This is a genomic window from Microbacterium sp. KNMS (assembly GCF_053851835.1).
In genome coordinates this window covers 1-18,089 of record NZ_JBSQBP010000016.1, presented here as the reverse complement: position 1 = coordinate 18,089, position 18,089 = coordinate 1, and the positions used below count along the sequence as shown (strand labels likewise).

At 70.5% G+C, this 18,089-nt stretch carries 22 protein-coding genes and 1 tRNA gene; 8 read left to right on the top strand and 15 right to left on the bottom strand.

What is annotated here, in order from left to right; all coding sequences use genetic code 11:
* Positions 1-7 precede the first annotated feature (7 nt).
* From ACWXWW_RS11025 to ACWXWW_RS11005, 5 genes are read right to left on the bottom strand one after another with little or no spacing between them, the layout of a single operon-like run.
* Positions 8-658 (bottom strand): hypothetical protein, encoded by a 651-nt coding sequence (locus ACWXWW_RS11025; protein WP_455969916.1) that lies wholly within the window; start codon positions 656-658, stop codon positions 8-10.
* Positions 655-1,032 carry a hypothetical protein gene (locus ACWXWW_RS11020; protein WP_455969915.1) on the bottom strand — a complete coding sequence of 126 codons (378 nt, stop codon included), beginning with the start codon at positions 1,030-1,032 and terminating at the stop codon, positions 655-657. The genes ACWXWW_RS11025 and ACWXWW_RS11020 overlap by 4 nt, the downstream gene beginning before the upstream one ends.
* A complete protein-coding gene (locus ACWXWW_RS11015; RefSeq protein ID WP_455969914.1) occupies positions 1,032-1,316 on the bottom strand; it encodes a helix-turn-helix transcriptional regulator in 285 nt (94 codons plus the stop codon). Before ACWXWW_RS11015 ends, ACWXWW_RS11020 begins: the two co-directional genes overlap by 1 nt.
* Positions 1,313-1,576 carry a hypothetical protein gene (locus ACWXWW_RS11010; RefSeq protein WP_455969913.1) on the bottom strand — a complete coding sequence of 88 codons (264 nt, stop codon included), beginning with the start codon at positions 1,574-1,576 and terminating at the stop codon, positions 1,313-1,315. Before ACWXWW_RS11010 ends, ACWXWW_RS11015 begins: the two co-directional genes overlap by 4 nt.
* Entirely contained in the window at positions 1,573-1,827 is a 255-nt protein-coding gene (locus tag ACWXWW_RS11005) for a helix-turn-helix domain-containing protein (protein ID WP_455969912.1), read from the bottom strand. Before ACWXWW_RS11005 ends, ACWXWW_RS11010 begins: the two co-directional genes overlap by 4 nt.
* A gap of 96 nt (positions 1,828-1,923) precedes the next feature.
* Here ACWXWW_RS11005 and ACWXWW_RS11000 point away from each other — a divergent pair, with 96 nt between their 5' ends.
* Positions 1,924-2,160 (top strand): hypothetical protein, encoded by a 237-nt coding sequence (locus ACWXWW_RS11000; RefSeq protein WP_455969911.1) that lies wholly within the window; start codon positions 1,924-1,926, stop codon positions 2,158-2,160.
* A 224-nt stretch (positions 2,161-2,384) separates the two neighbouring features.
* Complete coding sequence (locus tag ACWXWW_RS10995) at positions 2,385-3,689, top strand: tyrosine-type recombinase/integrase (RefSeq protein WP_455969910.1); 1,305 nt, start codon at positions 2,385-2,387, stop codon at positions 3,687-3,689.
* Between the two features lie 87 nt (positions 3,690-3,776).
* Here the strand turns inward: ACWXWW_RS10995 and ACWXWW_RS10990 are convergent, their stop codons facing one another.
* The 4 genes from ACWXWW_RS10990 to ACWXWW_RS10975 all read right to left on the bottom strand — a co-directional run bounded on the left by ACWXWW_RS10990 (position 3,777) and on the right by ACWXWW_RS10975 (position 6,070).
* Positions 3,777-4,022 carry a hypothetical protein gene (locus ACWXWW_RS10990; RefSeq protein WP_455969909.1) on the bottom strand — a complete coding sequence of 82 codons (246 nt, stop codon included), beginning with the start codon at positions 4,020-4,022 and terminating at the stop codon, positions 3,777-3,779.
* Entirely contained in the window at positions 4,022-4,783 is a 762-nt protein-coding gene (locus ACWXWW_RS10985; RefSeq protein WP_455969908.1) for a RelA/SpoT domain-containing protein, read from the bottom strand. The genes ACWXWW_RS10990 and ACWXWW_RS10985 overlap by 1 nt, the downstream gene beginning before the upstream one ends.
* A gap of 171 nt (positions 4,784-4,954) precedes the next feature.
* Positions 4,955-5,027, bottom strand: a tRNA-Thr gene (locus ACWXWW_RS10980).
* A 53-nt stretch (positions 5,028-5,080) separates the two neighbouring features.
* Positions 5,081-6,070 (bottom strand): DsbA family protein, encoded by a 990-nt coding sequence (locus tag ACWXWW_RS10975; RefSeq protein WP_455969907.1) that lies wholly within the window; start codon positions 6,068-6,070, stop codon positions 5,081-5,083.
* A gap of 270 nt (positions 6,071-6,340) precedes the next feature.
* Between ACWXWW_RS10975 and ACWXWW_RS10970 the strand changes: the two genes are divergently transcribed.
* Together ACWXWW_RS10970 and ACWXWW_RS10965 are read left to right on the top strand one after the other, a co-directional pair.
* Positions 6,341-7,438: an ABC transporter ATP-binding protein gene (locus ACWXWW_RS10970; protein WP_455969906.1), complete on the top strand. Its 1,098-nt coding sequence runs from the start codon at positions 6,341-6,343 to the stop codon at positions 7,436-7,438.
* 78 nt (positions 7,439-7,516) lie between these two features.
* Positions 7,517-8,800, top strand: a complete 1,284-nt coding sequence (locus tag ACWXWW_RS10965) for a DUF4032 domain-containing protein (RefSeq protein WP_455969905.1) — start codon at positions 7,517-7,519, stop codon at positions 8,798-8,800.
* Between the two features lie 65 nt (positions 8,801-8,865).
* On the opposite strand, the gene rlmB is transcribed toward ACWXWW_RS10965, so the two are convergent.
* The gene (gene rlmB, locus ACWXWW_RS10960; protein ID WP_271173581.1) at positions 8,866-9,840 is read right to left on the bottom strand and encodes a 23S rRNA (guanosine(2251)-2'-O)-methyltransferase RlmB; all 975 of its coding nucleotides are present in this window, start codon (positions 9,838-9,840) and stop codon (positions 8,866-8,868) included.
* Positions 9,833-11,224, bottom strand: a complete 1,392-nt coding sequence (gene cysS, locus ACWXWW_RS10955) for a cysteine--tRNA ligase (protein ID WP_455969904.1) — start codon at positions 11,222-11,224, stop codon at positions 9,833-9,835. Before cysS ends, rlmB begins: the two co-directional genes overlap by 8 nt.
* Before the next feature lie 86 nt (positions 11,225-11,310).
* On the opposite strand from cysS, the gene ACWXWW_RS10950 reads away from it, so the two are divergent.
* The gene (locus ACWXWW_RS10950; protein ID WP_455970000.1) at positions 11,311-12,222 is read left to right on the top strand and encodes a DMT family transporter; all 912 of its coding nucleotides are present in this window, start codon (positions 11,311-11,313) and stop codon (positions 12,220-12,222) included.
* A gap of 1 nt (position 12,223) precedes the next feature.
* Entirely contained in the window at positions 12,224-12,685 is a 462-nt protein-coding gene (locus tag ACWXWW_RS10945) for a GNAT family N-acetyltransferase (protein ID WP_282979420.1), read from the top strand.
* A 10-nt stretch (positions 12,686-12,695) separates the two neighbouring features.
* On the opposite strand, the gene ispD is transcribed toward ACWXWW_RS10945, so the two are convergent.
* Positions 12,696-13,877: a 2-C-methyl-D-erythritol 4-phosphate cytidylyltransferase gene (ispD, locus tag ACWXWW_RS10940; protein ID WP_421075447.1), complete on the bottom strand. Its 1,182-nt coding sequence runs from the start codon at positions 13,875-13,877 to the stop codon at positions 12,696-12,698.
* 76 nt (positions 13,878-13,953) lie between these two features.
* Entirely contained in the window at positions 13,954-14,439 is a 486-nt protein-coding gene (locus ACWXWW_RS10935; protein WP_271173585.1) for a CarD family transcriptional regulator, read from the bottom strand.
* Positions 14,440-14,613: 174 nt separating this feature from the next.
* Here ACWXWW_RS10935 and ACWXWW_RS10930 point away from each other — a divergent pair, with 174 nt between their 5' ends.
* Entirely contained in the window at positions 14,614-15,141 is a 528-nt protein-coding gene (locus ACWXWW_RS10930) for a DNA modification methylase (RefSeq protein WP_271173586.1), read from the top strand.
* Between the two features lie 70 nt (positions 15,142-15,211).
* Here the strand turns inward: ACWXWW_RS10930 and ACWXWW_RS10925 are convergent, their stop codons facing one another.
* Positions 15,212-15,895, bottom strand: coding sequence for a response regulator transcription factor (locus tag ACWXWW_RS10925; protein WP_271173587.1), 684 nt, complete (start codon positions 15,893-15,895; stop codon positions 15,212-15,214).
* A 28-nt stretch (positions 15,896-15,923) separates the two neighbouring features.
* A complete protein-coding gene (locus ACWXWW_RS10920) occupies positions 15,924-17,114 on the bottom strand; it encodes a sensor histidine kinase (protein WP_324014127.1) in 1,191 nt (396 codons plus the stop codon).
* A 190-nt stretch (positions 17,115-17,304) separates the two neighbouring features.
* On the opposite strand from ACWXWW_RS10920, the gene phoU reads away from it, so the two are divergent.
* Positions 17,305-17,994 carry a phosphate signaling complex protein PhoU gene (gene phoU, locus ACWXWW_RS10915; protein WP_271173589.1) on the top strand — a complete coding sequence of 230 codons (690 nt, stop codon included), beginning with the start codon at positions 17,305-17,307 and terminating at the stop codon, positions 17,992-17,994.
* Positions 17,995-18,089: the final 95 nt, after the last annotated feature.

Genomic DNA, 18,089 nt, shown 5'->3' with positions numbered 1-18,089 from the left:
AGAGGTGTCAGTCGAAGAGGGAAGGCGTCAGCGGCGGCGTGAGCGCGGCCGCTTCGGTGCGCAGCGTGGCGCGGAGCTCGTCGAGCCCGGCCGGGGTGACGAGCACCCGCTCGTAGCGGGAGTGCTTCGGGCGCGCGGGGTCCGGGTGCGGCTCCCAGCGCGACGAGACGAGCGACGAGGCACGGGCGGTCTCGGTGGGCTTCCACTCCCCCTCGACCCGCTCGACCCAGCCGAGCCGCTCGAGGTGCTCGAACAGGTTGTGCCGGCTCACCCGCACGCCCGGGTCGGTCGCGAGCGCGCGGGCCGCGGAGTCGACGGTGTACGACATGAGCGGCGACACGTCGCGGCGAGCCTGCGCGAGGACGTCGGGGGCGAGGTAGGCGGGCAGGTCGGTCGCGACCCATGCGAGGAAGAGGCGCGCGGGCTCCTTGCCGGCGTGCTCCATGGCCTTCGCGATCGCGGCCTCGAGCGTGTAGAACGGGACCCCGTCGAGCTCTTCCGGCCACTCGTCGCCGAGCACCGTCTCGCCCTCCGACCACGCCGGCACCTGCGCCAGGCGCTCGACGTCGTCGGCACGCAGGAAGGTGCGGGCGCCGTCGACGACGACCGTGAGGTCCCCGTGCCCCGCCCAGCGCGGGATGATCTTGACGACGCTCACTGGTCCGCTCCCTGCTTCGGTCGCGCGAGCCGCCAGCAGGTCGCGCGGTGCTCGGTCTCGGTGAGGCCGAAGCCGGCGGGCTCGATCAGGCCCTTCTCGCGCAGCTGCGACAGCGCGGTCCTCAGACGCGAGTCCGTCCACTTCCGCGCGGCGAGCCCGCGCGAGGCCCGGTACGCGTGGCGCTTGATGACCTGCTCAGCGGTCATCCGCCCGGCGGCGAGGATCGCGAGCACCTCGAGCTCCGACGCCTCACGGGCCGCAGCGGTCACCGTGTCGGCCGCCGCGTGCGACGTGACCGGGTCACTGCGGCGAGCGCGAGGGCTGTCGCCGGTGATCTGCGACAGGATCGGCGGGACGGTCTCGATCGCCATCATCAGCTCGCCTTTCCCTTGGTCTCGACGCGGCCGGTGCTCAGCCAGGCGAGGACGTCGGGACGCAGGTAGCGGATGAGGCGGGTGCCCGGCACCTTCACGTAGGCGGGGCCGTCGTTCGAGTCGCGCCAGCGCTGCAGGGTGGTGACGGTCGTCTCGAGCTGCTGCGCGAGCGTCTTCGGGGTCATGACCGGCGGCATGTCCTCGAACCCCGGCACCTCCGGGGCCTCGGCCTCGAGCGTCGCCGCGGTGGCGACGTCGATCCGGAGCGGAGTGACGTTGCTCATTCCGCCACTCCCAGGGCGCGTGCCTCCTCCGCGTCGCGGGCTTTGCGGCGTTCGAAGAGCGTCTCGATCCGGTTCTTCGCCATGCACGAGAGCTCGGCCCACTCCCGGGCCGCCTCGAGGTCGCCGAGGCCCGCGAGCGCGGCGACGGCGAGGCGCGCGAACGTGGCCTCCTGCAGGTCGAGCCCCTGGTAGTCGCCCGCGTCGAGCATCGCGTCGAGCTTCGCGATCTGCTGCTCGCGGTACCGCTCCGACGCGCTCACGCCGCCACCGCCTTAGCGGGGCGGGGGGCGAGGATGTCCTCGAGCTCGACGTCGAGCGCTCGGGCGATCGCGCTGAGCTCCGCGAGAGAGAAGAGGGTGGGGTCGCCATAGAGGCGACGACGGAGCGTCTTGTAGGGGATGCCCGTCTTCTCGGACAGCCACGCGACGCTGCGCTCAGCAACGCCGCGCAGCTCCTCGATGCGCGAGGCGACGTCCTGCGCGGCCTGTTCGGCGGTGCTTCGTTTGGTCATATGGCCAAACTACATGGACGTACGACCGATCGCAAGCCAACTGAGTTGGCCAATTGACCATGCGCGTTGGGTCAATATGGGTATAAGGTGGGACACATGACCAACGAGGACGACCAGCTACAGGCCGCCATCATCGACCAGCTCAACGCCGAACTGGGCGCGGCAGGGATGTCGATGAAGGAACTCGCCATGGCCATCGGACGGCCGTACGACTCCACACGGAACTACCTCCGCAAGGAGCGCGCCATGCCTCTCGTCGTGTTCATCGAGTGCGCCGCCGCCCTGCACATCCCGGCGGACGAGATCATCGCCCGAGCGAGGCGGCGACTCTAGCCACGTACTCCTCGAGCGTGACGCCCTCTCGTCGCGCCTCGACCATCGCCTCACACAGCGTCATACCCGGCTGCACCCCCGCGGCCCTCACCTTCATCTATCGTCCCCCTCTATCGAACGTTTAGACGAATGTAGCGCACTACCCGGACACCGGAATACCGAACATGGGTACCCCGACCCGGGATTCACCGAGGTTTCACCAGACACGCCGAAAGGAGCAGCCCGTGGCACGAGCATGGATCACCGACCGCTGGGTCAAGGACGCGACCGTCACGATGCCGGACGGGACGACGACGAAGATCAGCCCGACGAGCGCGCAGATGAAGTCGCTCAAGACCCTCCCCGAGCACTTCCGCACCGCGAAGTTCGGCAAGGGCTCCCGATGGATCGCCGGATGGTACGAGCCCACCCCGGACGGCCAGCGGATGCGGCAGAAGCTCTTCGCACGCCGCAGCGACGCGGAGGCCTTCGTCGCGGAGCTCGAGGACGACATCCGCTCGCTCCGCTACGTCGACCCCTCCGCCCGCGAGCGGACCTACCGGAAGGTCGCCGAGGCGTGGCTCGAGTCGAAGTCCCGCATCAAGGGGTCGACCTACTACCGGTACCGGCGCGAGCTCGACACGTACGTCCTCCCCCACTGGGGCGAGCGCGCGATCGGGAGCATCACCCGCGAGGACATCGTCGCGTGGATGGCGCAGCTGCAGGACGGGACCGCAGTGCATGAGTTCAACGCGAGCGGCCACCTCAAGAAGCCGCGAGCGCCGAAGCCGATGAGCCCGGCCTACCTGCGGCACGTCGCCGGCGCGACGTTCGGCGGGCCGCTGCGGTACGCGTTCGAGGAGAGGTGGATCGGGACCAACCCGCTGCGCAAGGTCGAGTTCCCTCGCATCGAGCAGGACCTCGAGGAGGATCTGCCCTCGCTCACGTACGCCGAGATCGACATGCTCGCAGCGCAGGCGACCGAGCTGACCGGCAACCCGTCCGACGAGTGGCTGGTGCAGGTGCAGGCGATCTCTGGCCCGCGCATCGGGGAGTCGACGGCGCTCAAGGTGAAGGACCTGGACCTCGCGAACAAGCGCGCACGCATCCACCGAACGTGGACGCACGACAAGAACGGCAAGCGCACCCTCGGGCCGGTGAAGTCATGGGAGAAGCGGTGGCTGCCGCTGGCCGACTTCATTGTCGAGGGTCTGCGCGAGCTCGTGAAGGGGCGCGACCCCGAGGAGTACGTGTTCCGCAGCGTGCGGGGCTTCGCGGTCGACAGCGACGCGTGGCGCAATCGTGTCTGGACGCCGACGTGCAAGGCGGTCGGTCTCGCGGGGTCGATGTCGGTGCACGACCTCCGGCACGTCGCGGCGACGAACGCGATCGCGGCGGGCGCCGACGTGAAGCTCGTGCAGCGGATGCTCGGGCACAAGGACGCGAACGAGACGCTAAACACCTACGCGCACCTGTGGCCCGACCGCGTCGATGAGGTCATGACCGCGATCGAGCAGCGTCGCGCTGACGAGCTCGAGCGGGCCGCCTGACAGCGACCGGCCCAGTGCGTCGCGTCCCCTCGGCCACAAAAAACGGCCCCTCCCCGGACGAAGCGGGGAGGGGCCGTTCTGTGTGTCTTACGCGAACGTGAGTTCAGACAGGAGGTCGTTGCTCTCGCTAGCGAAGTAGTGCCCGTGGGTCTTCATGATCGTCTCGATGCTGTCCGATCCGATCAGCACGATCTCGTAGTCCGAGTCATTCTGGTGCTTCGCCTCGGCGTCAGCGTACGCCTTGGTAGCTCGCTTGGCGTCGGAGAACTCGTACTGCGATACGAGCTTCTGCTCCTTGTGGCTGTAAGCGAGGAGGAAGTGCACGGTTGCCATCAGTCTCTCCTTCTGCGGACGAAGTAACCTGCTTCAACGACGGCGTCTGTTACGGCGCTGTGGCGTTCGGCGAGCTCAGTTGGCGGCTGAGTGTTGGCGTCCTGGTAGTAGAGCATATCCCCACTAACTGCGAAGTAGTCCAGCATCTCTTGCGGACCGACACCGTCCTTGAGAGTGAGGTTCATGCGTGAGTCGACTGTCTCGATGGTGTTCGCCCATCGTTGCTGCAACCGCGTGCGCACTTGAATCTCGATTCGCCGCTCCGCTCTTTCGATCACGAAGTGGCGGGCTCTATAGCCTGTGCTCTTTGGGTCAGCCACGTAGTCTCGTCGACGCTTGATGAAATCGCCCCATCGCTTCTCGATGTGATCGCAGAGACGGTTCTGTTCGTCGAGGTCGCGCACGACGGCGCGCGTCCCTCCGATGTCTTCGAGGCGAGCCAGGTTACTCCTTTCCATGTTCGCGAGCTTGCGGATGATCCGAGGGAGCCGCTTAAGCCGCTGCGAAACGACCGGTCGACGACCGAGCTGCGACGTGTAGAACTGGCGAAGACCGACGGACGTGATGCTGAGTGGCCTCTGGTGCGCCGCTCGGAAGGCGTCTACAACCGAGGTTGCGCGCCGATACGTCTCGACCTCGAGATGCGCCGTGATCGCGTCCATGTCGTCTCGCGCGATCATCCTATGGAGCTCCGCAAGATACTCACCGCACCGATTGATCTCGCTCTTGCTCACATCGGGCATGTCCTTGTACGCCGGCACCTGGCCGAGCGTAGCGCACTCGTGCACGACTCCCTCAGCCGGACGGGGCTCGACTGCTCCCCTAGGTTCTCGTCTTAGACGGACCTTAGACGGGGTCGATCTTGGACGCCCTCCGGACACGACAAAGCCCCCGTATCCCGCGTGATCACGCGGGATACGGGGGCTTGGCTGTGCCGGCTGCGGGGCTCGAACCCACGACCCCCTGTTTACAAGACAGGTGCTCTACCAACTGAGCTAAGCCGGCGCGGGTCCCCGAGGGGACCTGGAAAGCATACCGTCGCGCGGCGACGGGATCCGCTACTCCGCGGGGGTCTCGGTCGGCTCGGGCTCTGCGGTCTCGCTCGGCGCGGGCTCGGGCTCCTCTGTCGCCTCGGGCTCCTCGGCGGGAGTCGGCGTCGGCGAGGCCGTCGAGTAGTAGGCCTCGCTCGAGACCGTGAGCACGAACTGCGCGAACTCGGCGGGGTCGTCGAGCTGACCCTGATACGGACGGCCGTTCACGAGGATCATCGGCGCGCCGGTCAGGCGCACGTCCTCGGTGTCGGGCAGGGGCTCCTCGAGGACGCGCTGAGTCGTCTCGCTCGCCCAGGTCACGAAGTCCTCGTTCTCGATGCACGCGCGCACGGCCTTCGTGTCGTCGACGCCGACGGCGGCCGCGAGCGCGGCGAGCTCCTTGTCGGTGTACCCCTCGCTGTCGACCGAGGGCTGCTCGACGAGGAGCTCGTGGTTGAAGGCGAGCGCCGACTCGGGCGCGTGCGTGCGCACGCAGGCGACCGCGCCCGCTGCGCGCAGGGAGTACTTCGAGCCGTTCGACTTGGCCGTGAGCAGGGCCACGGGGTGGTACGAGAGGTCGGCCGCGCCCTGGGCGACCCACTCCGCGAGCTGGGACGAGTTCGTCTGCTCGAACTGCGCGGACCCCTCGGACAGGTAGTCGACATACACGCGGATGCTGACGGCGGATGCCGAGCTCGCGCGCTCCGCCTCGGGCTCAGCGGGCTCGGTGGCCTCGAGCGAGCTCGTCACCATGGGCGACAGGTCGTCGGAGTCGGCGACGACGATGCCGTCGTCCTCGAGGTTCTCCGGTGTCAGGGTCGGGCGGTTGAGGGCGGGGACGACGACGCTCGTCACCGCGAACGCGATCGCGGCGACGCCCGCGACGATCACGAGGGTGATCCCGCCTCGACGCAGCATCTTCGCGCGCGTCTGCTTCGCCTTGACCTTCTGCGCCTTCTCCCGCACAGCATCGCGTCGCTCGCTGCCCGGGGGAACGATCGGGTTCTCGTTCGTCATCGCCTGCTCGCACTCCCCTTCGCCGCCACGGGTACCGGCGGTCGACCTCGAAGAGGCTAGAGCGTGTCACTGGGAAATGCCCCGGCAGACACGGCAGATCCGCCGTCTCCGCGCCCGCGCCATCCGCTCATCAGCAGACGATTTCCCCACGCGCGCGGATTCGATGGCATACTGAGCCGAGACCCGACGAGGGGTCTACGGCGGTTCGCACCGTCGGTTCCATTCACTACGGATCGTCCGGCACGTACCTGCCGGTGAAGGAGAAGAACCATGGCCAGTGTCACTTTCGACGACGCCACCCGCCTCTACCCGGGCGGAACCCGTCCCGCGGTCGACAAGCTGAACCTGGAGATCGGCGACGGCGAGTTCCTCGTTCTCGTCGGCCCCTCGGGCTGCGGAAAGTCCACCTCGCTGCGCATGCTCGCGGGCCTCGAAGAGGTCAACGACGGCCGCATCCTCATCGGCGACCGCGACGTCACCGACGTGCCGCCGAAGGACCGCGACATCGCGATGGTGTTCCAGAACTACGCGCTCTACCCGCACATGACGGTCGCCGAGAACATGGGCTTCGCGCTCAAGATCGCCGGCGTGAGCAAGGACGAGCGCGCCAAGCGCGTTCTCGAGGCCGCCAAGCTCCTCGACCTCGAGCAGTACCTCAACCGCAAGCCGAAGGCCCTCTCGGGTGGTCAGCGTCAGCGTGTCGCGATGGGCCGCGCCATCGTCCGCGAACCCCAGGTGTTCCTCATGGACGAGCCGCTGTCGAACCTCGACGCCAAGCTCCGCGTGCAGACCCGCACGCAGATCGCGTCGCTCCAGCGTCGCCTCGGCGTCACCACGGTCTACGTCACGCACGACCAGACCGAGGCGCTCACGATGGGCGACCGCATCGCGGTCCTCAAGGACGGCCTCCTCCAGCAGGTGGGCACGCCGCGCGACCTGTACGAGAAGCCGAACAACGTCTTCGTGGCCGGCTTCATCGGCTCGCCCGCGATGAACCTGTTCCCCGCGGAGATCGCCGAGGGCGGCATCCGCTTCGGCACGAAGGTCGTCCCGGTCGAGGCGAAGGCGCTCAACAAGGCGCACGGCTCCAAGGTGACGGCGGGCGTCCGCCCCGAGGACTTCATCGTCGGCCCCGCCGGCAGCGAGGGCCTCGCGGTCAAGGTCGACCTCGTCGAGGAGCTCGGCGCCGACGGCTACCTGTACGGCCACGTCGAGGGCTCGGACGCGCAGATCGTCGCGCGCGTCGACGGCCGCCGCCACCCGATGGCCGGCGAGACCGTCTCGCTCCTGCCGACGCCCGACCACATCCACGTCTTCGACGTGGAGACCGGCGAGCGCCTGCTCGACAAGGCGATCGTCTCGGCGTAACGCTGTCACCGCGCGACGGCGCGGGCGAACCTCCGGGTTCGTCCGCGCCGTCGCCGTTTCTGGGGGAAGATCTTCTCTATGGCCGATTCGCTCCGCATCACCGCCGCCGAGATCGACCCGCAGCTGCTCACGCTGCCCTGGCGGACGAAGCTCGCCGAGTGGCCGAGCAGCGCGATCGTGAAGCTCCCGAAGGGCATCTCGCGTCACATCGTCCGCTTCAGCGAGCTGTCGGGGATGGTCATCGCCGTCAAGGAGACGACGGCGCACATGGCCCAGCGCGAGTACGAGCTCCTCGGTGCGCTGCAGCGCCTCGAGGTGCCGTGCGTGCGCCGCGTCGCGGTCATCGACGGGCGCACCGACGAGCAGGGCAATCCGCTCCCCGCGGCCCTCGTGACCGCGCATCTGAAGTTCTCGATGCCCTACCGCGCGCTGTTCACGCAGACGCTGCGGCCCGACACCGCCACGCGCCTCGTGGATGCGCTCGCCCTCCTCCTCGTGCGCGTGCACAAGGTCGGCTTCCGCTGGGGCGACGTCTCGCTGTCGAACACGCTCTTCCGCCGCGACGCCGGCGCGTTCGCCGCGTACCTCGTCGACGCCGAGACCGGCGATCTCTATGAGGGCGGGCTGACGGATGGCCAGCGCGCGCACGACATCGACATCGCGCGCACGAACATCGCCGGCGAGATCATGGACCTCGAGGCCGGCGGACGCGTCGAGATCGGCGTCGACGCCATCGAGGTCGCCGATCAGCTCGTCGCGACCTACCGCGAGCTGTGGTCGGCACTCACGGAGGCCGAGTCATTCGCCCTGACCGAGACCTGGCGCATCACCGAGCGCGTGCAGCGGCTCAACGAGCTCGGCTTCGACATCGACGAGATGACGATCCAGACCGACCCCGACGGCACGCGCGTCTCGATCCAGCCGAAGGTCGTCGACGCGGGGCACCACCGTCGCCGCCTGCTGCGTCTCACGGGCCTCGACGCCGAGGAGAATCAGGCCCGCCGTCTCCTCAACGACCTCGACGAGTACCGCTCGCGGATCTCGCGCTCGTCCGACGAGGAGGTCGCCGCGCACGAGTGGGTGACGCGCGTCTTCGAGCCGGTCGTCCGCGCCATCCCCTATGAGATGCGCGCGAAGCTCGAGCCCGCCGAGGTGTTCCACCAGGTGCTCGAGCACCGCTGGCATCTCTCGCAGGCGCGCGGCGCATCCGTGCCGCTCGCCGAGACGCTCACGAGCTACATCCGCGACGTGCTGCGGCACCGGCGCGACGAGGCCACGATCATGGGCCCCCTCACGGAGACGCTCACCGAGCCCCTCGCGACGGCCTCGGGAGAGGCGCGCGACTGGCGCGACCTGGTCTGACTGAGCCGGGGCAGGGCCCGCAGGCGCCTGCCCCGTTTCGCGGCGAACCCGCGCCGTCGCGCGGGTTACGCCTGGGCGCCTCGGATCGTCGAGACCTGGTAGAGCGCGACGGATGCCGCGATGCCCGCGTTAAGCGACTCGGTCACGTCGGAGATCGGGATGGACACGACCTGGTCGCACGTCTCCGTCACGAGGCGCGAGAGGCCCTTGCCCTCGCTGCCGACGACGATGACGACCGGGCGGTCGGCGAGCTCGATCGAGGGCAGCGACACGTCGCCGTCGCCGTCGAGGCCGAGCACGAAGACGCCCTGCTTCTTGAACTCCTTGAGCGTGGTCGTGAGGTTCGGCGCGATCGCCACGGGGATGCGCGCGGCGGCGCCCGCGCTCGTCTTCCACGCCGCCGAGTTCACGCTGGCCGAGCGGCGCTGCGGCACGATGACGCCGTGGCCGCCGAACGCGCCGGTCGAGCGGATGATCGCGCCCAGGTTGCGCGGGTCGGTGATGCCGTCGAGCGCCACGAACAGCGGAGTCGCGCCCGTGTCGACGACCTGCTCGAGGAGGTCCTGGGGGTGCGCGTACTCGTACGGCGGCACCTTGAGCGCGACGCCCTGGTGCACGCCGTCGAAGCCGGCCATGCGGTCGAGCTCGGGGCGGGTGACCTCGAGCACGGGGATCTCGCGGTTCCGGGCGATCGCGAGCATCTCCTTGACGCGGTCGTCCATCTCGACGCGCTGCGCGATGTAGAGCGCGGTCGCGGGGATCTTCGCGCGCAGGGCCTCGAGCACGCTGTTGCGCCCGGTCACGTTCTCGGTGTCGTCCTTCGGGCGCGACGAGCGCTGCTGCGGCTTCTGCGCGCTCCCGCCGCGCTTCGCGGCGAGGCGCTCGGCGGCCTGCTTGCGCTTGTGCGCGACGTGGTACGGCCGGTCCTCGGCCTTCGGGGTCGGGCCCTTGCCCTCGAGCGACCGGCGGTTCTTGCCGCCCGTGCCCTTCGTGGGGCCCTTCTTGCCCTTCGCGGCGCCGGGTCGTCCAGGCTTAGCCATTGATGCTCCAAGTGGTTCCGTGTGCGGTGTCTTCGAGGGCGATGCCCGCCGCGGCGAATGCATCGCGGATGCGGTCGGCGCTCGCCCAGTCCTTCGCCGCACGCGCCTCGGCGCGCTGCGCGATGAGCTGCTCGACGAGGGCGGAGAGGGACTCTGCCGTCGGGCCGTCTCCGGAGCTCTGCGCGAGCGCGCCGAACGGATCCAGGCCCAGGACGTCCATCATGGCGGACACGGCTGAGAACGCGCCCCGCGCCGCCGCCTCATCGCCCGCATCGAGCGCGGTGTTGCCCGCGCGGACGGTCTCGTGCACGACCGCGAGCGCCTGCGGGACGCCGAGGTCGTCGTCCATCGCGTCCGCGAACGCGTCGGGGATCTCGGCCGCCTCAGGGCGCGGATGCACGCGCAGGAAGCGCTCGAGGAAGCCGCGGATGCGTGCGAGCGCCGCCTCCGCCTCGCGCCACGACGCGTCGGTCAGGTCGAGGCTCGAGCGGTAGTGGGCTGCCGCGAGCGCGTAGCGGACCACGAGCGGATCCTCGGCCGCGAGCACGTCGGCCGCGAGCGTGAAGTTGCCGAGCGACTTCGACATCTTCTGCCCGTCGACCGTGACGAGGCCGTTGTGCACCCAGTAGCTCGCGAACGCGTCTCCGGCGGCGGTCGACTGCGCGAGCTCGTTCTCGTGGTGCGGGAAGCGCAGGTCGAGCCCGCCTCCGTGGATGTCGAAAGCCGGCCCGAGGTAGCGGCGCGACATCGCCGAGCACTCGATGTGCCATCCGGGGCGCCCCTCGCCCCACGGCGACGCCCACACCGCGCTGCGCGGCTCGTCGGGCTTGGCGCCCTTCCAGAGCGCGAAGTCGTGCGGATCGCGCTTGCCGCGCGGATCCGCGTCGGCCGCGTCCTCCATCGCGTCGACCGACTGGCGTGTGAGGGCGCCGTACGCGCGCCACGACCGCACGTCGAAGTAGACGTCGCCCGCTGACGCATACGCATGACCCCGCTCGATGAGCTCCTGGATGAGCTCCTGCATCTGCGGGATGGATGCGGTCGCGCGCGGCTCGTAGGTCGGGGGCAGGATGCCGATGGCCGCGTAGGCGGCGGTGAACTCCTGCTCCATGCGGTAGGCCAGCGCCCACCACGGCTCGGCCTCGGTCGCGTTGGCGAGCACCTTGTCGTCGATGTCGGTCACGTTCCGCACGAACGTCACGCGCGGGTAGCGGTGCGCGAGCCATCGCCTCAGCAGGTCGAAGGCGAGGGCGCCCCGCAGGTGCCCGATGTGCGGGCCGGACTGCACCGTCGGGCCGCACACGTACATCGTCACGTTCTCCGGGTCGAGAGGCGCGAAGTCGCGCAGCGTCTGAGCGCGGGTGTCGTACAGCCGGAGAGTCACCCCCTCAGACTACTGGCCGCCGTCCGCCCCGCCCCGGCGGCCCGCGTCACTCGGACGTCATCCGGAGCGTGTAGAACCGAAGGGTGATGTCCGTCCTCGCCGTGCTCGCCGCGGCCGTCCTGTTCGGGACGACGGGGACGGCGCAGGCCCTCGGCCCCGTCGGCACGACGCCCCTCGCGGTGGGAGCCGTCCGCGTCGCGGTCGGCGGTCTCGCCCTCGCCGCACTCGCGGCGGTCGCCGGCGCGTGGGCGCGACGCACGGGCGGCGTCCGGTCTCCGCGGCCCGAGGCGCGCCCGCTGCTCCTCATGGCGATCGCGGGCGTGTGCCTGTTCGCGTACCAGCCGCTGTTCTTCCTCGGCGCCTCGGTGAACGGCGTCGCGGTCGGCACGGTCATCGCCCTCGGCTCCTCCCCCGTGCTCGCCGGCGCGATCGAGGGAGCGCTCACACGCCGCGCGCCGGGGCGCACCTGGATGGTCGCGACCCTCATCGCGACCGGCGGCGTGGCCCTGCTCGCCCTGGGCGGTCAGGAGGGCGCGGCGACCGCGCCCCTCGGCGTGGCCGCCTCTGTCGGAGCCGGCGCGTCCTTCGCCGTGTTCGCCGTCGCGCAACGGCGCCTTCTCGACGGCGGCTGGCAGCCCCTCACCGTGATGGGCGTCGCGGGTGGCGTCGCGGCCGTGCTCGCCGCCGCACTGCTGCCCTTTCAGGACCTGGCATGGCTCGCCCGCCCTGACGGCGCCGCGATGGCGCTGTGGCTCGGCCTCGGCGCGACGACGCTCGCCTATGCCTCGTTCACGTGGGGCCTGCGACGTGTGCCCGCGCCGACCGCCGCGACCCTCACGCTCGCGGAGCCGCTGACGGCCGCGCTGCTCGGCGTGATCGTGCTCGGCGAGCGCCTCGCGCCGCTGGGCATCGCGGGGCTCGCGGCCCTCGCCATCGGACTCGTCCTGCTCGCCAGGGGCGCGCGGCGCCCCATCCGCCCCTACGCCCTGGAGGCCTGACATGACCATCGACATCCGCGTCGACGACCTGACCCACCCCGCGACCCAGGCGCTCGCGGCCATCCACCTCGCGGGCATGCACGCCGGCACACCCGCCGAGAGCGTCCACGCGCTCGATCTCGACGGGCTGCGGCATCCGTCGGTCACGCTGTGGTCGGCGTGGATCGACGATCAGATCGCCGGGATCGGCGCGCTCAAGCGCCTCGACGACGAGCGCGGCGAGCTCAAGTCGTTCCGCACCGCCGAGACGCACCTGGGCCGCGGCGTCGCCCGCGCCGTTCTGCGGCACATCATCGCCGAGGCGCGAATGCGCGGGATGGCGTCGCTGTGGCTCGAGACCGGCAGCGACGCCGCGTTCGCCCCGGCGCGCGGCCTGTATGCGAGCGAGGGCTTCGTCGAATGCGGGCCGTTCGACGACTACGTCCTCGACCCGCTCTCGACCTTCATGACGCGCACGCTCTGACGCGCGCGGCTCACGCGCGGTGCACGAGGGCGACCGCGAACGCCTGCACGCCCTCCGCGGCGCCCGTGAACCCGAGGCCGTCCGTCGTCGTCGCCGACACCGTCACGGGCGCGCCGCCGAGCGCGGCGGACAGTGCCGCCTCGGCCTCCGCTCGCCGCGGCGCGAAGCGCGGCCGTGCGGCCTGCACCTGCACCGAGACGTTGCCGATGGTCCACCCCTCGGCCGCCAGGTAGGCGCGGGTGTCCTCGAGGAACGCGGCGGCGTGCGCGCCGGCGAACTCGGGGCGGTCGGTCCCGAAGCGCGAGCCGATGTCGCCGAGGCCTGCAGCGGAGAGCAGCGCGTCGACGATCGCGTGCGCGACGGCATCCCCGTCGGAGTGGCCGGAGAGGGCGGGCTCGCCCGGCCACTCGAGGCCCGCGAGCCAGAGCGCGCCCTCGCCGCCGAATGCGTGCACGTCCGTCCCGACGCCGATGCGGGGCAGGGCGGGGCCGGCTGGGGCCGGGCTGATGAGAGTCCGCGCGCGCTGCAGGTCGGCCGGCGTCGTGATCTTGAACGCGCGCGCGTCGCCCTCGACCGACGCGATCGGATGGCCGGCGGCCGCGACGAGCGCCGAGTCGTCGGTGTGCTCCTCGCCCGCCACGCGGTAGGCCGTCTCGAGGATGTCGCGTCGGAAGCCCTGCGGCGTCTGCGCGGACGCGAGCTCCGAGCGGTCGACGACCCCCGTGATCAGCTCGCCGTCGACTCGCTTGATGGTGTCGACGACCGGGAGAACGGGCACGACGCCCCATCCGGTCCGCTCGACGGCGTCGACGACCCGGTCGATGAGCTCGGCCGGCGCGAGCGCGCGCGCCGCGTCGTGCACGAGCACGATCTCGACGTCGGGCCAGACCGCGGCGAGACCCGCCGCGACGGACTGCTGGCGGGTGCTCCCGCCCGCCACGACCGAGACGAGCTCACGGCGCGCGCCTGCTGCCTCCTGCGCGTCGGTCAGCGCCTCGCCGACCCGCTCCTCGGGCGCGACGACGACGACCTGCGCGGGCCGCGCGGCGAAGACGCGGTCCAGGCAGTGCCGGAGGATCGTGTGGTCGTCGATCCCGACGAAGGCCTTGGGCGCGCCGGCGCCGAGGCGCGTGCCGGATCCGGCGGCGACGACGATGACGGCGACACGGGGCGACGGCGTGACGGTGCTCACACCCCCACGGTACCCGCCGGACGCGGAACGGCCCGGTTCACCTCAGGTGAACCGGGCCGTTCTGATCGATCGCGCGTCAGCTGCTCGCGAGGACCTCGTCGAGGAGCTCTGCGGCCTTCTCCTCTTCGACCTTCTCCGCGAGCGCGAGCTCGGAGACGAGGATCTGGCGGGCCTTGGCGAGCATCCGCTTCTCGCCGGCGGAGAGCCCGCGGTCCTGGTCGCGGCGCCACAGGTCGCGCACGACCTCGCTGACCTTGATGACGTCGCCCGAGGCGAGCTTCTCAAGGTTCGCCTTGTAGCGGCGTGACCAGTTCGTCGGCTCCTCGGTGAACGGGGCGCGCAGCACCTCGAACACCTTGTCCAGCCCCTCCTGGCCGATGACGTCGCGCACGCCGACGAGGTCGACGTTCTCTGCGGGGACCTCGATGACGAGGTCGCCCTGCGTGACGTTCAGCTTGAGGTAGATCTTCTCCTCGCCCTTGATGACGCGAGTCTTGACTTCGGTGATCGTCGCCGCCCCGTGATGGGGGTACACGACCGTCTCGCCAACCTCAAAAAGCATAGAATTGTGTCCTTTCGGCGATCTCAAGGATATCACAGCTCGCGATGCACTAAGGTTCGCGCGGCATCGGCCCGCATGCCACGCCATCCGCGTGATCACGGGCCCGCACGCCATCCCTTTAGAATGGCGTGGGAGCGTCTGCCGACGGGCGACGCCGCAGCATCTGGAGGATCCGTGAACACGCGCGCACTCGCGTCCGCCGCCCTTGCCGGCCTCGTCATCCTGGGAGCCACGGGCTGCCAGGCCATCACGTCGCAGGCGACGACGATCAAGTACTCCGCGTCGGACGGCGTGAACGTCCCCGATGCCGAGGGCGCGCCCGTCGAGATCCGCAACGCGGTCATCATCGCCGACGAGGACGGCGACCAGGGCAACCTCGCCGCCGCGCTCGTCAACCGCACCGACAGCGCCGCGACCCTCACGCTCGAGTGGGGCGACGAGAGCGAGACGGTGCGGATCCCGGCCGAGAGCGTCGTGAGCCTCGGCACCGAGGAGACCGAGCCGCTGCTGCTCGACGCGATCGACTCCCCCGCGGGCTCGACGCTCCCCGTCTACTTCCAGTCCGGCGACGCCGAGGGCGTCCTCACCGAGGTCCCGGTGCTCGACGGCTGCCTCGAGCAGTTCGCCGACCTCGTGCCCGGCGGCGGCGCGAGCGACTGCGAGAAGGAAGCCCCCGCCGAGCACGGCGAAGAGGGCCACTGACCCGACGCCCGATGGCGTAAGAAGGGCCGAGCGGAGATCCTCCCGCTCGGCCCTTCTTCGCGTCCTGGGGTCAGCCCTCGAAGCGGTAGCCGAGGCCGCGCACGGTCACGAGCATGACCGGCTCGCTGGGCACCTTCTCGATGCGCGAGCGGATGCGCTTGATGTGCACGTCGAGCGTCTTGGTGTCGCCGAAGTAGTCGCTGCCCCACACGCGGTCGATGAGCTGGCCGCGCGTGAGCACACGGCCCGCGTTGCGCATGAGCACCTCGAGCAGCTCGAACTCCTTGAGCGGCATGTTGATCTGCTCGCCGTCGACCGACACCGTGTGACGGTCGATGTCGAGCGTCACGCGGCCGCCTTCGAGCACGCGCTCGTCGAGGTCGGCCTCCGCCTGCAGCGAGCGGCGCATGACCGCCCGCATGCGCGCGAGCAGCTCGCGCGCCGAGTACGGCTTCGTGACGTAGTCGTCGGCGCCGAGCTCGAGCCCGACGACGATGTCCACCTCGGAGTCCTTGGCCGTCAGCATGATGATCGGCACGGCCGACGTCGTGCGCACCTGGCGGCAGACCTCGGTGCCCGGCATCCCGGGGAGCATGAGGTCGAGCAGGATGACGTCGGGCTCCTGGTCCCGGAACGCCGCGAGCGCGGCGTCTCCGTCCTCGGCGATCTCGACCTCGTAGCCCTCGCGCCGCAGCAGGTAGGCGAGCGGGTCGGCGAGGTCGGGTTCGTCCTCCACGAGCAGAACACGCGTCATTCGTTCTCTTTCCTTCCGTGGCGCCTCGTCACGCGGCGTCGACCGCGCGGGCGCCCTTCCTCTTGCGTTTCGCGGACTCGGCACCGACGAGCGGGGCCTCCGTGCGCGGGAGCCTGATGGTGAACGTCGACCCGCGATCGGGCTGCGACCAGAGCCGCACCTCGCCGCCGTGCCGATTCACCGCGTGCTTCACGATCGAGAGGCCGAGGCCGGTGCCTCCCGTGCGGCGCGAGCGCGCCTGGTCGGCGCGGTAGAAGCGCTCGAACACGCGCTGCTGGTCGGCCTCCGCGATGCCGATGCCCTGGTCGGTCACGGCGATCTCGACGGCCTCCGCGGTTCCGCGCACGCCGATGCCCACGCGCGAGCCGCGCGGGGAGTACGCGATGGCGTTCGCGACGAGGTTGCCGAGCGCCTCGACGAGGATGGTCGCCGAGCCGCGCACGAAGAGCCCGCGGTCGCCGCCGCGCACGAGCGCGACATCCGCCGACTCGGCCTGCACCTGGTACTGCTCGAGGGCAGCGGCGACGACCTCGTCGATCGCGACGTCGCCGACCTCGGTGAGCTCGTCCGCGGCCTGCAGCTTGGACAGGTTCATGATGCGCCCCGTGAGCTGGCCGAGGCGCTGCGCCTCCGCCGACATCCGCGCGGCGAAGCGGCGCACCTGCTCGGGATCGTCAGAGGCCGACTCCATCGCCTCGGCGAGGAGGCCGATCGCCCCGACCGGCGTCTTCAGCTCGTGGCTCGTGTTCGCGATGAAGTCCTGCCGCATCTGCTGGAGGCGCTCCTGCTCCGAGATGTCGCGCACGATGAGCAGCGTGAGCCGGTCGGCGATCGCTGTCGCGCGCGCGACGACGAGGCGGGTGTCGTCGGAGATCCGGCCACGGCGGATGCGCAGCGTCTGCGACTCGGTCGAGGAGCCGAGCCCGCGTGCGGCCTTCACGAGCTCGCGGAGCTCGGGCTGCTCGAGCCCCTGCCCCGGAGTCAGGCCGAGCCACGTCGCCGATGCCGAGACCGAGACGACGGCGCCCGAGGAGTCGATCACGGCCGTCGCGTCGTCGATCGCGTCGAGCGCGGCCGTGAGCGCCGGCGGAAGCGCGAGGCTCTGCTCGCGCAGCGCCCGCTCCCTGGCGCGGAACGCGAGCACCACGATCAGGGTCACGCCGACGCCGAGGATGATCCCTGCGGCGAGCGCGAGCAGCGCGAGCTGCGTGGAGTCCATGTCTCCAGAGTAGAGTGCAGCCGAGAGCCCCTCTGGACGAATGGGCTCGTCGGGGCGCCGCCCCGACGCACTGTTCACCGACCGGGCACCGGCCGTTCACCTTCGCGCATGACAATCGCGAGGCGCACAGGCCAGTGTGAGAAGCCGCCGCTGCGCGGCCGAGACCCGAAACCGACGAAAGGTTCGCCAGATGCGCGAAGTCTTCCACCAGGCCCTCGAGGACATCCAGAACCGGCTGGTCGAGATCGCCGAGCTGGTCACGGTGGCCATCGACAAGGCCACCATCGCCTTCGAGAACGGCGACGTCGCCCTCGCCGAGGAGGTCATCGCCGATGACGTCCGCATCGACGAGCTGGCCCTCTCGGTCGACGAGCTCGCGATCGACACGCTCGCGATGCAGCAGCCCGTCGCCCGCGACCTCCGCATCATCGTGAGCGCGCTGCGCACGAGCGCGTCGCTCGAGCGCATGGGCGACCTCGCCGAGCACATCGCGCAGCTCGCCCGCTCCCGCTTCCCCGAGCGCGCCATCCCCAAGGGCCTCAAGAGCACGTTCGTGAAGATGGGCAAGCTCGACGTCGAGGTCGCGCGCACGCTCGTCGAGCTCCTGCGCACGCAGGACCTCGCCTACGCCGCGCAGATCCGCGACGCCGACGACGTCATCGACGAGCTCCACGCGACCGTCTACGAGAAGGTGCTCAGCGAGGCGTTCGCGGGCGACGCGAGCCACGTCATCGACGCCGCTCTCGCAAGCCGCTACCACGAGCGCTTCGGCGACCACGCGGTCTCGATCGCGAAGAAGATCGTCTACCTCGCCACGGGCGACTGGACCGGCTCCGCCGACCCCGAGATCGAGGTCGTGGACCGCACGCCGGGCGTCTGACCCGAGAACGACGAAGCGCCCCGCCGGTCGGCGGGGGGTTTTGTCGTTTTCTGGCTCATTCTTTCCCTTGGTGGCGACCACGTCGGCGCCGACCA